Here is a 13,557-nt window from a genome sequence, read left to right as displayed (position 1 = left end):
CATTGGCTCACTCAGTGAAAACATCATGAGAAAAAACGGCCCCATCGCGCTGATCTTCCACACGCTCGTGATCGCGTTCGTGCTCGCGCCGCTCGTGATCGTCGTGCTGGTCGCCTTCACACCCGACGAAACGCTCACGTTGCCCACGCACGGCGTCTCGCTGCGCTGGTTCCGCGCGATCCTCAATTACCCGGATTTCATCAGCGCGTTTTTTAACAGCCTGAAACTGGCGTTCGCTTCGGCGACGCTGTCGCTGATCGTGGCGCTGCCCGCCGCCCTCGCCATCGGCCGCGCACGCTTTCCGGGCCGCAGCTTCCTTAACGGCCTGTTGCTGTCGCCGCTCGTGATTCCCGGCCTCGTCCTCGGCATCGCGCTGCTGCGCTTCTTCGCGCTGATCGGCGCGACCGGCTCGTTCGCGTGGCTCGTGCTCGCGCACATGATCATCATCACGCCGTTCGTGATGCGGCTCGTGCTGGCTTCGGTGAGCGGCCTCGACCGCAGCATCGAGCATGCCGCGCACTCACTCGGCGCCGATCCGTGGACCACGTTTCGCCGCATCACCTTCCCGATGATTTTGCCGGGCATCACCGGCGGCTGGCTGCTGGCCTTCATCAACAGCTTCGACGAATTGACGATGTCGATCTTCGTCACCTCGCCGCAAACCGTCACGCTGCCGGTGCGCATGTACATGTACGCGACCGAATCGATCGATCCGATGATGGCGTCCGTCTCCGCGCTGGTGATCTTCATCACCGGTGGCGCGATGCTGCTGCTCGACCGCGTGTATGGTCTGAACCGCATTCTGATCGGCCAGCACTGATGTCTTCCTCCGACCACGCTCTCATGCCGTCCACCTTGCCGCCTACTCACGCTCCCGCGCCGCGCCGCGAGCCGCAATTCATCCGCGTGGCGGAAACGCGGCGCGAAGCGCTGCACTTTTTTCTCGACGGCCAGGAAGTCGCCGCGCTGCAAGGCGATACGCTGCTGACGGCTGTACTGATGCAGCAACGCCGCGTGCGCGAAAGCGAATTCAGCGGCTCGCCGCGTGCGGGCTTCTGTCTGATCGGCGCATGCCAGGACTGCTGGATGCGCACCGAAGACGGCAAGCGCGTGCGCGCGTGCTCGACGCTCGTGACCGAAGGCATGCGCGTGCTCACTCGGCTCGCTGCTGCGGAAGCCGGTGCCGACGCGGCGGGTGAAACCGGAGACGCCCAATGAGCGACGAACGCCGCATCGTGATCGTCGGCGCCGGGCCGGCGGGCGTACGTGCTGCCGAGACGCTGGTCGCGGCTGGCGTGAAGCCGATCGTGATCGATGAAAACGCACGCTGGGGCGGCCAGATTTATCGTCAACCGCCGGCGAACGGCGGCTTCGAACGCTCGAAAAAAACGCTCTACGGTTTCGAAGCGCACAAGGCCGAGGCCTTGCATTCGACCATGGCGGCGCTGCTGCCTCATCTCGACTATCGCCCCGACACGCTCGCGTGGGCCTGCGAAGCGGGCCGCCTCGATACCTTGCATGCGGGACGCGAGCTGCGCGTGCCGTTCTCGCATCTGATCATCGCCAGCGGCGCGACCGACCGCGTGCTGCCGGTGCCAGGCTGGACGCTGCCCGGCGTCTACACGCTCGGCGCGGCCCAGGTCGCCCTGAAGGCGCAAGGCTGCGCGATCGGCCGGCGCGTCGTGCTGGCCGGCACCGGACCGCTGTTGTATCTGGTGGCGTACCAGTACGTGAAAGCCGGCGCGCAAGTCATGGCCGTGCTCGACACGAGCCCATTCTCGCAGCAGGTCGCCGCGGCGCCGAAACTCGCGCGCCTGCCGTCCACTTTCGCGAAAGGCCTGTATTACGTCGGCTGGCTGAAAACGCATGGCGTGCGGATCGAGCGCGACGTGACGCTGGTCGGCATTCGCGGCGTGGAGGGTGTGGAAGCGCTCGAATGGCGCGCGTCGCGTGAAGGTGCGCCGACCGAAACCATTGCATGCGACGCGGTCGGCGTGAGCTTCGGCCTGAAACCCGAAACGCAACTCGCCGATCTCGCGGGCTGCCGTTTCCGTTTCGACGCGACCAATCGTTGCTGGCTGCCTGAAGTGGACCCGGCGGGACGCGGTTCCGTGCGCGGCCTCTATCTTGCCGGCGACGGCGCGGGCATCGCCGGCGCGGACGCCGCCGAACTGGCCGGACGCCGCGCCGCGCTCGCCTTGCTCGACGACCTTGGCATCGCGCATCCACGCGGTCCGGGTATGCCCGACGCGGCTTCGATCGAGCGCAGTCTGAAACGTATCGCGGTATTTCGCGAGGGCATCGAAACAGCCTTCGCGCCGCCGGCCAAATGCGCGTCGCAATGGCCCGACGACATGACCGTGTGCCGTTGCGAAGAGGTCGACGCGGGCACGTTGCGACGCTGCATCCGTGGCGGCGAAGCGAATGAGATCAACCGGCTGAAGGCGCTCACGCGTGTCGGCATGGGCCGCTGCCAGGGACGCATGTGCGGCGAAGCCGCGCTGACCCTGCTCGCCGAGGAAACCGGCAAACCGCTCGACGCGGTGGGCCGCTTGCGCAGCCAACCGCCCGTCAAACCGATTCCGCTCTCGCCGGAGATGGTTGCCGACGACGTCGCTGAAATCCCCGTGGAGGCGCGCGATGAGTGACACATTGCACTACGACGTCGCGATCGCGGGCGGCGGGCTGGTGGGTTCATCGGCTGCGCTGGCGTTGGCGAAGCGCGGCTTGCGCGTGGGCCTGTTCGAGCGGCGCTATTGCGGCGCGCAGGCGAGCGGCGTGAACTACGGCGGCGTGCGCTGCCAGGGACGCCCCGTCGAACAGATGCCGCTCGCGATCCGCGCGCGGCGTATCTGGGACCGCTTGCCGGAGTTGCTCGGCATCGACGGCGAATTCACGGTGTCGGGACATTTGCGCCTCGCTCGCAGCGAAAGCGATCTTGCCGCGCTGCAAACCTGGGCCGATATGGCGCGCGACCATGGACTGCACGCACAACTGATCAGCGGCGCGGCGTTCCGCCAACGCTACCCGTGGCTCGGGCCGGCGGCCGTCGGCGGCTCGCTGTGCGCGACGGACGGTCATGCAAATCCGCGGCTGGTGTCGCCCGCATTCGCGCGCGCCGCGCGGGCCGCGGGCGCGGACGTGCGCGAGCAAACCGAACTCACCGACATTCATCACGACGGCACGCGCTTTCAACTGCGCGCCGGCGACCTGCGCATCAGCGCCGACTGGCTCATCAATTCCGCGGGCGCGTGGGCGAATACGGTGGCGGGTTACTTCGGCGAGACCGCGCCGATGAAACCGATCTACCCGAACATGTGGGTCACCGAACCGCTGCCGCTCTTCATCACGCACAACCTGGGCGTGTATGGCGGCGGCATCTACGCACGGCAAGTGGCGCGCGGCAATTGCGTGATCGGCGGCGGACGCGGGCACGGCGACGGCGAATACGGCCAACCGTCGACGGAAACCACGCGCGCCGTGATGCGCGACGCGTGCGCGCTGCTGCCCGCCTTGCGCGAGGCGCTGCTGATCCGCACCTGGAGCGGCGTGGAAGGCGAAACGCCCGACAGCAATCCGATCATCGGTGCGAGCCGTACCGTGCCGCGTCTGTTGCATGCATTCGGTTTTTCGGGCGGCGGCTTCCTGCTCGCGCCGGGCGTCGGTGAAGTACTCGCCGACCTCGTCGTCGACGGCGCCACCGCCACGCCACTCGACGCTTTTTCGATTGGCCGCTTTGCTGCCGTCGCGACCTCGCCGGTCGCTTAAGTCTTCGTTTTAGTGAACCTCAGGAGCCCCTCAATGAAACTGTTCAAGACGCTCGCGGCGCTGGCCGCATTGTGCGCATTCGGCGCGGCCGCGCCGGCGTGGTCGCAAACCAAGACGATCTACATCGGCATGAACGGCGGTCCGATGGAGAAGGCCTATACGAGCCAGGTGCTGCCTGACTTCGAGAAAGCCAACAATGTGAAGGTGGTCGTGGTGCCGGGCACGTCGTCGGACATTCTCGCCAAGCTGCTCGCCAACAAGGCCAGCCCGCAGATCCACGTGGTGTTTCTCGACGACGGCGTGATGGCGCGCGCGGTCAGCATGGGCGTGTGCAAGAAGCTCGACGACGCACCCGTGCTCAAGGAGCTCTATCCGTTCGCGCGCATGAAGGACGACATGGGCGCGGGCGTTCAGCTCGGCATGACCGGCATTGCCTACAACAAGAAACTGTTCGCTGAAAAAGGCTGGGCGCCGCCGACCTCGTGGATGGATTTCGCCGATCCGAAATACAAGGGCAAGGTGGTGTTCCAGTCGGCTTCGAGCAGCACCTTCGGCCTGCATGGCTTTCTCGCCATCAACCGCTTGATGGGCGGCAGCGAGCAGAACGTGGAGCCGGGCTTCACGAAATGGGCGAGCACGGTCGGACCGAACGTGGTCGAGTACGTGCCGAATTCGGCGAAGATTTCCGAAATGGTCCAGACCGGCGAGGCCGGCCTGTTCCCGTTGACGCCGACCGCCGTGGGTGACCTGGCGGACAAGGGCATTCCCGTCGGCTATGTGAATCCGAAGGAAGGTCCGGTGCTGCTGCTGGTCGACCTGTGCGTGGTCAACAACAACCCTGATCCGCAACTGGCGCAGAAGCTCGCGCAATTCCTGTTGTCCGCGCCGGCGCAAACCAAGGCCGCCGAGGCCGGCCGTCAGATTCCCACCAACCGTCTCGCGAAGATGACGCCGCCCATGCAGCAAAGCCTCGGCAACGTCGACGATCTGGTGCGCAAGGTGACGGTGGTGGATTGGGATACGATCAACGCGCACCGCGCGCAGTGGGATACCCGCTGGAACCGGCAGATCGAGCGCTAAGCGCTGATTGGTTGTGCTTTAAAGAAAACGCGCGCCTTGCAACTGTGCAAGGCGCGCGTTTTTTTGTGCGTGAGCGTGGGTGTCGTTCTAGAAAATCACCGACATCGCCACCGCAAGCCAGATTCCCATCACGCCGACCAAAAACAGATGCCGCGCAATGCGAATCCGGCTATCGCTGCCTTCGGGTTCGACCGGACTCGTCGCGACCCACGGTACGAGCCCGAGGCAGCCGAAACCGATCAGCGCGGACACGAACACGAAGACGTCGGCGACTCGCCACTGTGTCGGTTCATACAAGCCCCAGTAGCCGAGAAAGACGATGCCGATCGAGAAGATCGTGGCCGAAGCGGCGCTGAGTGCGGGCACTGATCCGATTGGACTCGGCATGCTTCACCTCTGATCGTTAGGCTGTTTCGCCATGCCTGCGAAGTCCCGATTCGTGCCCGTGGCATCGCTCAGGACGTCCGGGCCTGCCTCGCTTCATACGTCTTCAGATGACTATAGGCGATACGCAGCAACGACAAGCCGTGCTCGCCCTTTTGCGCGTCGCCGCCGCGCGAAATCAGATCGCCGAGAATATGATCCGCCTCGGTATGCGAATGGTTTTCCACGTCCCGCAACATGGAAGCGGTAAGCGGCGAAGGCGTGAACAGTGTTTGCGTGGCGCGTGCGTCGAAGTCCGGGCCCATCGTGAAACCGTTGTGCTCCGCCACCGCGCGGCACTCGCCCAGCAGATTCTCGATCACGCGCTTGCCGTCCGGCGCAGCCAGAATATCGCCCACCGAACCGCGCATCAGGCACGTGCCGGCTGCCAATGTGGCCAGGAACACCCACTTCTCCCACATGCGCAGCAAAATGTTGTCGCTGACCAGCGCGTCGAAATTCGCGCCGGCCATGGCGTCGGCGATGGCCTGAACACGTTCCGACGTGCCGCCGGCCTGTTCGCCGAAAGTGATCGCGTGGGTGTCGTTCAGATGCACGATATGCTGGTCGGCGTTGAGCGTCGCGGCAATCACGCATTGGCCGCCCAGCACGCGCGCGGCACCGAACTTTTCGTTGAGCACGTCGACATGGCGCATGCCGTTGAGCATCGGCAGAATCAGCGTCGACTCGCCGACCAGCGGCGCGAAGGAATCGATGGCGTCGTCGAGACTGAAGGCTTTGCAGCTCAGCAGCACCAGATCGAACGGTTCGGCGCTGACGCCGGCGAGAATCGTTTGAGGATCGGGCAGCTTGAGATCGCCGCGCACGCTGCTGATGACGAGTCCGTCACGCTTGAGCTTTTCCGCCCGGCCTGGGCGCACGAGGAAGGTCACGTCCTGGCCCGCCGCTGCGAGACGCCCGCCGAAGTAGCCGCCCACGGCGCCCGCCCCTACTACTAGAATTCGCATCTTTGGCCTCTTGATAGATTTCGGTCACGCACTGGCGTCCATGAGCCACGGGTTCAGGAGGAGCTTATGCAGTGCGTGTGCAGAAATGTAGCAAAGATTGAAGATCGGCACCGGCCAGGATTGCCGTGGTCCGGCGTGTTGCATCGCACAGCGGCTTACGTCAGATCAATCGGCATGCCGCTTGTGCCTCCGTTATACGACAGCGTCATTCTCAAAGCGTGCCGCAAATGGTGCGCTCGTAAAGCGCCAGCATGCCCGGCACGTCCACCTCGACACACACTTTGCAGTCGGGCCGGCTATCCCAGGCCGGCGCGGGCACGGGCATGGTCGACGGCTTCTGGATGGTTTGGCCGACCGCGATGCCGTCGGTCAACACTCGCACAGGACCGCTGCGCGTCGTATAGAGTTGCGGCGCCAGCACATAGGCCACCGCCGACGAATCGTGCACATAGATGCCCGCAAGCTCCGCGCTTTGCTCGTGAAACGCCTCGTAGTGACGCGACACTTCCCACACGAACTGACCGGCCACGCCGCCGCGATCGCGCAGCGAATCCAGATACTCGTGGCTCATGATGGTGCGCTGCGTGACGTCCAGCCCGACGATCGCAACCGGCCACGCCGCGCCGAGCACGATATCGGCGGCATCCGGGTCGCCCAGGATGTTGGCTTCCGCCGCGGGCGTGACGTTGCCGAGCACGCCGTCCGTGCCGAACGCGCCGCCCATGATCACCACCTGCTTGACGAGGGAGGCGATCTGCGGATCCTCGTCGAGCGCAAGCGCGAGGTTCGTGAGCGGGCCCACGGCGAGCAGCGTCACTTCGCCGGGATGCGCGCGCACCGTGTCGATGATGAAGCGATGCGCGGGGCGCGCGTCGAGTGCGGCCTGCTCCGTTGTATCCAGTGCGATATTGCCGAGTCCGTTGTCGCCGTGAATCCACGCGAGCGGTTCGGGCGCGGTGCACTTGAGCGGCGCCGCCGCACCCTGCGCGACCGGCACGCCGGCGGCGAACCGTCCGGCGAGAAAGCGCGCGTTGCGCGTGGTCGTCTCGATCGTGGCGTTGCCGAATACGCTCGTCAGACCGAGCAGTTCGATATCCGGATGCAGCGCCTGAAACACGAGCGCCATGGCATCGTCCACGCCCGGGTCGGTGTCGTAGATGACCTTGTGCTTGCTCATAGATAGAACGCGTCCGGCAATTGTTCGCGTGCGGTGGTGTCGCGCGTGGCGCCATGCAGATTGCCGAGGCGGATCGGCAGTTCAGGGCCGCCCAGTTCGATGATCACCTGGCGGCACGCGCCGCACGGCGCGATCGGGCCGTCGGTATCGCCGATCACGGCGAGCGCGGCGAACTGGTCGCGCTGATAACCCGCCGCAATGGCGCTGAAAAACGCGGTACGTTCCGCGCAATTGCACAAACCATACGAGGCGTTCTCGACGTTGCAGCCGTCGAACACCTGGCCATCTTTCGTCAGCAGCGCCGCGCCGACCTTGAATTTCGAATAAGGCGCATAGGCCTTTTCTCGCGCGACGCCCGCGCGTTCCAACAGTTGTTCCATGTTCATCCAGCAATCCTCGATTCAATTCAGCGTAATGAACATGCCCGCAATCGTGGCGCTCATCAGGTTCGAGAGCGTCGCGGCGAGCACGACACGCAGGCCGTAACGCGCGACTTCGGCACGGCGCCCCGGCGCGACGGCGCTAAAACCGCCCGTCAGCACCGCGATCGACGAAAAGTTCGCGAAGCCGCACAACGCAAACGACAGGATAGCAATGGTACGCGGATCGAGCGCCTGCAGACCGGCCGCGGTCACGCTCGCGGCCTCTTTCAGATACGGCGACAGCGACGCATAGGCGACGAACTCGTTAAGAATCACCTTCTGCCCAAGGAAATTGCCGGCGATCGTGGCCTCGTTCCAGGGCACGCCGATCAGATAGGCAAGCGGCGCGAAGATGACGCCGAGCACCGATTGCATCGACAGTTGCGGATGGCCGAACCAGCCGCCGACGCCGCCCACGATCCCGTTGAGCAACGCAATCAGCCCGACGAACGCGATCAGCATCGCGCCGACCATCACCGCGATTTTCAAGCCCACGGTCGCGCCGGAACTCGCGGCTTCGATGATATTGGCGGGACGCTTCTCGTCGAAGTTGAGGTTGTCCAGATGCACCCGGCTCGGTTCGGTGGAAGGGTGAATGATCTTCGCGAACAGCAAGCCGCCCGGCACCGCCATGAACGACGCCGCCAGCAGATACTCGATGCGCACGCCGAGCCCCGCATAGCCCGCCAGCACCGACCCGGCGACGGCCGCCATGCCGCTCGACATCACCGCGAACAACTCGGCGCCGGTCATGTCGCGCGTGAAGGGTTTGACCACCGCGGGCATTTCGCTTTGGCCCAGGAAGATCGTGGTGACCGCGGAAAACGATTCGAGCTTCGACACGCCGAGCAGCTTCTGAAACACCGTGCCGAGCACGATCACGATCCAGCGCATCACGCCGAGGTAGTACAGCACGGAGATCAACGCCGTGACGAAGATGATGGCCGGCAACACGCGCACGGCGAACACGAAACCGCCGTCGCCGAAGACCTGGAACATCCTCGCTTGCACGAGTCCGCCGAACAGGAACTCGATGCCCGCGTTGCCGTAGCCGAGCACATGATTGACGCCGGACGCCGCGCCCGACAGGATCGACTTTCCGACCGGCACGAACAGGATGAACGCGCCGATGCCGATCTGCACCAGCAATGCGCTAATTACAGTCCGTAAGCGGATGGCGCGCCGGTTGGTGGAAAAGATGAAAGCGATCAGTAGCAGTACGGCAATACCGAGGATGTTTCTAACGATCAGTGCCATGTCTCGTGGTGTTCTTGTGAAAGTGGCAGTGATGCTAAACGAAACTGATGCCGGAATAAAAACTTTAAATATGGGACGGCACTCTAGTGCCGAAGAAATGCATCACGGTTGATGCGCTGCGCATTTCAGGAATCGCAGCGAGGTGCATCGACATGTATTTCGCACGCCGACGCACCCTGCTGCTATCGACTCAAACTCACAGCACTTCCAATGCCAGCGCAATACCCTGGCCACCGCCGATGCACAGAGTCACGATGCCGCGTTTGAGGCCATCGCGCCGCATCGAATGAAGCAGGCGCGTGGTCAGCACAGCGCCCGTTGCGCCGATCGGATGGCCATGCGCGATCGCGCCGCCTTGCACGTTGATCAGTTCGTCCGCAATGCCGAGTTTGCGCGCGACCGCGATCGGCACGGCGGCAAACGCCTCATTGATTTCGAAGCGCTCGACATCGTGCAATTGCCAACCGGCTCGCGCCAACGCCATCTCCACAGCCGGCACGGGACCGAGGCCGAACATACCGGGCTCGACCGCGGCGACGCCATAAGACACGAGCCGCGCGAATGGCGCGATGCCACGTGCTTCCGCGAAACCACGCTCGGCCACCAGCATCGCGGCCGCGCCGCTGTTCAACCCGGGCGCGTTGCCTGCGGTAATCGTGCCGTCGGGGCGAAATGCCGGACGCAGTTTCGCGAGCATTTCCACCGTGGTGTCGGGACGCGGCTGTTCATCGCGCGTGAAATGCTGCGGGCCTTTGCGCCCTGCTATTTCCACGCCAATCAGTTCGGCGTCGAAATCGCCGCGTGCCTGGGCTTCGCTGAATCGCTGCTGCGAACGCGCGGCCCAACGGTCCTGGGTTTCGCGCGTGATGTCGAATTGCGCGACGAGGTCTTCCGTGTGCCAGCCGGAATGCTCGCCGGAAAACGCGTCGTTCAGGCCGTCGCGCAACAGGCTGTCGTGGATTTGCGCGTTGCCCATGCGGTAGCCCCAGCGGCCGCCGTCGAGCAGATATGGCGCGCGGTCCATGTTTTCCATGCCGCCCGCCACGGCCGCATCGCCGAGACCCAGCAGAATTTCCTGGGCCGCCGATGCGATCGCCTGCGCGCCCGAGCCGCACACACGATTGACCGTCAATGCCGGCACGGCCACCGGCACACCGCCGCCAATCGAAGCCTGGCGCGCCGGATTCATCTTGTTGCCGGCCTGAATCACATTGCCCATCACGACCGACGCCAACTCAGCCGCGTCGAGCCCGCTGCGGCGCAACGTCTCACGCACGGCAACCGCGCCGATTTCGGTGGCGGGCACGTCCTTCAACGCTCCGCCGAATGCGCCGATCGGCGTTCTCACCGGATTGCAGATCACTACTTCTCGCTGGTTCGCCATCATTTCTCTCCAGTTGGTTCAACACCTCATTGGCCACGCCCGTGCATCAGTCGTTCGGTTAGTTGTTCGACGACACCGCCGTGACCGCGTCAGGCACATCCCAGCCGCCGCCGAGCGACCGGTACAACGCGACCGCCGAGAGCGCATGCTCGCGCTTGGCCTGGTTCAACGACTCCGCGTCACGCAGATACGCCTCCTGCGCGGTGAGCACATCGAGAAAATCCGCCGCGCCGCCCTTGTACAGTTCGCTCGACAAATGCAGCGCCTGGTTCGACGCATCGAGTGCGCCGCCAAGACGTTGCACCTGCACTGCGCCGCTCACCAGATCACTACGGTTGTCCTCGATTTCCTTCAGCGCCTGCAGCATGGTTTGCTGCAGACCGAGTTGCGATTCACGCATGCGGCTTTCGCTCGCGTCGATATTCGCGGTGATGCGGCCCGCGTTGAAGATCGGGCTCGTCGCGTTCAAAGCGGCGCTGAAGAGGTTATCGGTCAACGTCGGCATGCCGAGATAGGACGAGGCCAGCAAGCCGTCGGCGAGATTGAGCCGGAACTGCGGATAGCGCTGCGCTTTCGACACGCCCACTTCCGCCGCGCGCTGTTCGACCGTCGCGTAGGCGGTGCGCACGTCGGGACGCTGCAGGAGCGCTTCCGAGGGCAGCATCTGCGGCACGCTTTGCGCGGGCACCGGAATGTCGCGTGCGTTGGCGAGCAGCAAGCTGTCGACGCTCTCCGGCGTGCGCCCCGAATACACCGCGATCAGACTCAATTGATGCTGCACCGCCGATTGCACGCGCGGAATCTGCGCCTGCAAATCCTGGAGCTGGTTCTGCGCGCGCGCCACGTCCAGTTGCGTCGACAGCCCATAGTGCAGACGCTGCTGCGTGAGCTTCAGCGCACGTGCACGGATCTGCTCGTTATCGCTCAGAATCTGCAACTGCGATTGCGCCCAACGCAGATCGATATACGCTGCCGCGGTATTCGCCGCGAGCGCGAGGCGCACCTCGTTCAATGCCGACTGGCGTCCCGACACTTGCGCCTGCGCCGCCAGCACGGCGAGACGTTCGCCGCCGAACACGTCGGGCGTCCAACTCGCCGTCAGGCCGACACCGGCCTGGCGCACATAGCCGAGCGGCGGCGGCGTGTTCTGACGCGAGTCGGACGCGGTCGCGCTCGCGTTCAACTCAGGCAGCAGAGCCGCGCGATTCTGCTTCGCCAGATCCTGCGCCTGCCTGACGCGCTCCACCGCCGCCTGCACATCGAGGTTGCCGGTCAATACGGATTCGACCAGTTGATGCATGACCGGGTCGCCGAATTGGTCCCACCACGCGTTGGCGCTCACGCTGTCTTGCGGCGCGTCGACATTCCACGCGGCAGGCGCGACGGTCTTCACGGTTTGCGGCAAATCCGCGTGCGTTTCCGGTTGCACCGCGCACGCCGCGAGCGTCAGCAAGGCGGCGCTCGCCAGTACTTTGACAAGGATCGGTTTCATGTTGAATTCCTCAATGGGCATCGGGCGGCGGTGCGGTATTGCCGAACGGGCGCGAGAACAGCACGCTCAGCAGGCCGACCACGAAACAGAGCGACAGGGCGTAAAAGGTGTCGGAGAACGTGAGCACGAGTGCTTCGCGCATCAGCAGCGCGTGCAGTTCGCCGAGCCCGGCGTTGGCCGCGTTCAGCACGTTGCCGCCCACTGCCGCGAAATGCGCGCTTTGCTGCTGCAAGATCGATTCGACCACCGGGCGGCCCACGTTCAGATGTTCATCCAGCCGCTCGTAGTGCAGATTCAGGCGGTCGTTGAGCATCGTGCTGCTCACCGCAATGCCGATCGCGCCGCCCAGGTTACGCATCAGATTGAACAGGCCGCTTGCCGAACGAAGCCTCGACATCGGCAATGAACCCAGCGCCATCGTGACAATGGGTGGAATGCAGAACTGCTGGCCAATGCCGCGCAACGCCTGCGGGATCAGCAACTCCTGCCAGCCCCATTGATTGGTCAGCGGCACATACAGATAACAGCCGACGCCGAACAGCACCAGGCCGAACACCAGCAGGATCCGCATGTCGACGAAGCGCGCGACCATCGAATACGCCACCATCGCGACCAATTGAAAACAGCCGACCGACAGCAACGCCACGCCGATCTGCAACGAATCGAAGCCACGCACACGCGATAAAAACACCGGCGTCAGAAACACCGCGCAGAAAATCCCGATTCCGGTGATGAACGACAGCAGACTGCCAATGCCGAAGTTGCGGATCGCCAACGCGCGCAAATCGACGATCGGCTCTTTGGCGGTGAACGCATGCACGAGGAACAGGAATCCGCAGATCGCCGCTATCCAGGTACACGTCACGATCACGTCGTCGCCGAACCAGTTTTTGCGCGGCCCTTCCTCCAGCACGTATTCGAGGCAACCGAGAAAACCGGACATCAGAAGGATGCCCAAATAATCGCCTTTCTTCAGCAGCGACAGATCGACGTTGTCGAAGTGCACGTACTTCGGCACCATCAGCGTGACGACCAGACCCGGCACCAGGTTCAGATAGAACAGCCAGTGCCACGACCATTGCGACGTGATCCAGCCGCCGATCACCGGACCGACAGTCGGTGCGAGCGTCGCGAGCGCGCTGATGGTGGTGGACGCGATCAGGCGTTCCTTGCCGGGGAACAGCACGAACGCCGTGGTGAACACCGTCGGGATCATCGCGGCGCCGAGCGCGCCCTGCAAACCGCGGAACAGAATCATCGAGTTGATGTCCCACGCGAGACCGCACAACATGCTGGTGATGGTGAAGCCGAGTGCGGAAAACGCGAACACCCAGCGCGTGGAGAACACGCGGGTGAGCCAGCCGGACATCGGGATCACCAGAATTTCAGCGATCAGATAGGACGTCTGCACCCACGAGAGTTCATCCTGGCTCGCGGACAAACCGCCGCCGATATCCTTGAGCGACGACGCAACGATCTGAATATCGAGCGTCGCCATGAAAAACCCGATGCACATCAACGTGAACGCCAGGACTTTGATTCGCTTCGGCAAGTCGGCGGGGTTGGCGAGAACTTGGGTCATGATC

Annotated in this window: 13 protein-coding genes; 5 read left to right on the top strand and 8 right to left on the bottom strand. The window is 64.1% G+C overall.

What is annotated here, in order from left to right; all coding sequences use genetic code 11:
• Positions 1-25: 25 nt before the first annotated feature.
• Genes PQR42_RS04530 through PQR42_RS04510 form a run of 5 tightly spaced genes read left to right on the top strand, consistent with a single transcriptional unit; the run spans position 26 to position 4,848 of the window.
• Positions 26-820 carry an ABC transporter permease gene (locus tag PQR42_RS04530; RefSeq protein WP_408382704.1) on the top strand — a complete coding sequence of 265 codons (795 nt, stop codon included), beginning with the start codon at positions 26-28 and terminating at the stop codon, positions 818-820.
• Complete coding sequence (locus PQR42_RS04525) at positions 820-1,218, top strand: (2Fe-2S)-binding protein (RefSeq protein ID WP_408382702.1); 399 nt, start codon at positions 820-822, stop codon at positions 1,216-1,218. Before PQR42_RS04530 ends, PQR42_RS04525 begins: the two co-directional genes overlap by 1 nt.
• The gene (locus PQR42_RS04520; RefSeq protein WP_408382700.1) at positions 1,215-2,648 is read left to right on the top strand and encodes an FAD/NAD(P)-dependent oxidoreductase; all 1,434 of its coding nucleotides are present in this window, start codon (positions 1,215-1,217) and stop codon (positions 2,646-2,648) included. The genes PQR42_RS04525 and PQR42_RS04520 overlap by 4 nt, the downstream gene beginning before the upstream one ends.
• Positions 2,641-3,768, top strand: coding sequence for an NAD(P)/FAD-dependent oxidoreductase (locus PQR42_RS04515; RefSeq protein ID WP_408205041.1), 1,128 nt, complete (start codon positions 2,641-2,643; stop codon positions 3,766-3,768). Before PQR42_RS04520 ends, PQR42_RS04515 begins: the two co-directional genes overlap by 8 nt.
• A 33-nt stretch (positions 3,769-3,801) precedes the next feature.
• A complete protein-coding gene (locus PQR42_RS04510; RefSeq protein ID WP_408205040.1) occupies positions 3,802-4,848 on the top strand; it encodes an ABC transporter substrate-binding protein in 1,047 nt (348 codons plus the stop codon).
• Between the two features lie 87 nt (positions 4,849-4,935).
• Here PQR42_RS04510 and PQR42_RS04505 read toward each other — a convergent pair whose 3' ends face one another.
• The 8 genes from PQR42_RS04505 to PQR42_RS04470 form a co-directional block, all read right to left on the bottom strand.
• Entirely contained in the window at positions 4,936-5,235 is a 300-nt protein-coding gene (locus tag PQR42_RS04505) for a hypothetical protein (protein WP_408205039.1), read from the bottom strand.
• A 68-nt stretch (positions 5,236-5,303) separates the two neighbouring features.
• On the bottom strand, positions 5,304-6,239 hold the full coding sequence (gene panE, locus PQR42_RS04500) for a 2-dehydropantoate 2-reductase (RefSeq protein ID WP_408205038.1): 936 nt from the start codon (positions 6,237-6,239) through the stop codon (positions 5,304-5,306).
• A gap of 211 nt (positions 6,240-6,450) precedes the next feature.
• Positions 6,451-7,416, bottom strand: a complete 966-nt coding sequence (locus PQR42_RS04495; RefSeq protein WP_408382699.1) for a nucleoside hydrolase — start codon at positions 7,414-7,416, stop codon at positions 6,451-6,453.
• The gene (locus tag PQR42_RS04490) at positions 7,413-7,802 is read right to left on the bottom strand and encodes a cytidine deaminase (RefSeq protein WP_012426313.1); all 390 of its coding nucleotides are present in this window, start codon (positions 7,800-7,802) and stop codon (positions 7,413-7,415) included. The genes PQR42_RS04495 and PQR42_RS04490 overlap by 4 nt, the downstream gene beginning before the upstream one ends.
• A 15-nt stretch (positions 7,803-7,817) precedes the next feature.
• Positions 7,818-9,095: a NupC/NupG family nucleoside CNT transporter gene (locus PQR42_RS04485; protein WP_408382697.1), complete on the bottom strand. Its 1,278-nt coding sequence runs from the start codon at positions 9,093-9,095 to the stop codon at positions 7,818-7,820.
• Positions 9,096-9,291: 196 nt separating this feature from the next.
• The gene (locus tag PQR42_RS04480) at positions 9,292-10,479 is read right to left on the bottom strand and encodes a thiolase family protein (RefSeq protein WP_408383023.1); all 1,188 of its coding nucleotides are present in this window, start codon (positions 10,477-10,479) and stop codon (positions 9,292-9,294) included.
• 58 nt (positions 10,480-10,537) lie between these two features.
• Positions 10,538-11,971 carry an efflux transporter outer membrane subunit gene (locus PQR42_RS04475; RefSeq protein WP_408382695.1) on the bottom strand — a complete coding sequence of 478 codons (1,434 nt, stop codon included), beginning with the start codon at positions 11,969-11,971 and terminating at the stop codon, positions 10,538-10,540.
• A 10-nt stretch (positions 11,972-11,981) separates the two neighbouring features.
• Positions 11,982-13,553: a DHA2 family efflux MFS transporter permease subunit gene (locus PQR42_RS04470; protein WP_408205033.1), complete on the bottom strand. Its 1,572-nt coding sequence runs from the start codon at positions 13,551-13,553 to the stop codon at positions 11,982-11,984.
• Positions 13,554-13,557 lie beyond the last annotated feature (4 nt).

The organism is Paraburkholderia sediminicola (assembly GCF_046027355.1).
Lineage (GTDB): Bacteria > Pseudomonadota > Gammaproteobacteria > Burkholderiales > Burkholderiaceae > Paraburkholderia > Paraburkholderia sediminicola_B.
Note: the sequence above shows the minus strand (reverse complement) of the source record. Positions and strands in the feature narration are given on the sequence as shown.

Coding starts and splice junctions, on each gene's coding strand:
- PQR42_RS04530 (WP_408382704.1), top strand. CDS start 26: ATGAGAAAAAACGGCCCCATCGCGCTGATCTTCCACACGCTCGTGATC.
- PQR42_RS04525 (WP_408382702.1), top strand. CDS start 820: ATGTCTTCCTCCGACCACGCTCTCATGCCGTCCACCTTGCCGCCTACT.
- PQR42_RS04520 (WP_408382700.1), top strand. CDS start 1,215: ATGAGCGACGAACGCCGCATCGTGATCGTCGGCGCCGGGCCGGCGGGC.
- PQR42_RS04515 (WP_408205041.1), top strand. CDS start 2,641: ATGAGTGACACATTGCACTACGACGTCGCGATCGCGGGCGGCGGGCTG.
- PQR42_RS04510 (WP_408205040.1), top strand. CDS start 3,802: ATGAAACTGTTCAAGACGCTCGCGGCGCTGGCCGCATTGTGCGCATTC.
- PQR42_RS04505 (WP_408205039.1), bottom strand. CDS start 5,235: ATGCCGAGTCCAATCGGATCAGTGCCCGCACTCAGCGCCGCTTCGGCC.
- panE (WP_408205038.1), bottom strand. CDS start 6,239: ATGCGAATTCTAGTAGTAGGGGCGGGCGCCGTGGGCGGCTACTTCGGC.
- PQR42_RS04495 (WP_408382699.1), bottom strand. CDS start 7,416: ATGAGCAAGCACAAGGTCATCTACGACACCGACCCGGGCGTGGACGAT.
- PQR42_RS04490 (WP_012426313.1), bottom strand. CDS start 7,802: ATGAACATGGAACAACTGTTGGAACGCGCGGGCGTCGCGCGAGAAAAG.
- PQR42_RS04485 (WP_408382697.1), bottom strand. CDS start 9,095: ATGGCACTGATCGTTAGAAACATCCTCGGTATTGCCGTACTGCTACTG.
- PQR42_RS04480 (WP_408383023.1), bottom strand. CDS start 10,479: ATGGCGAACCAGCGAGAAGTAGTGATCTGCAATCCGGTGAGAACGCCG.
- PQR42_RS04475 (WP_408382695.1), bottom strand. CDS start 11,971: ATGAAACCGATCCTTGTCAAAGTACTGGCGAGCGCCGCCTTGCTGACG.
- PQR42_RS04470 (WP_408205033.1), bottom strand. CDS start 13,553: ATGACCCAAGTTCTCGCCAACCCCGCCGACTTGCCGAAGCGAATCAAA.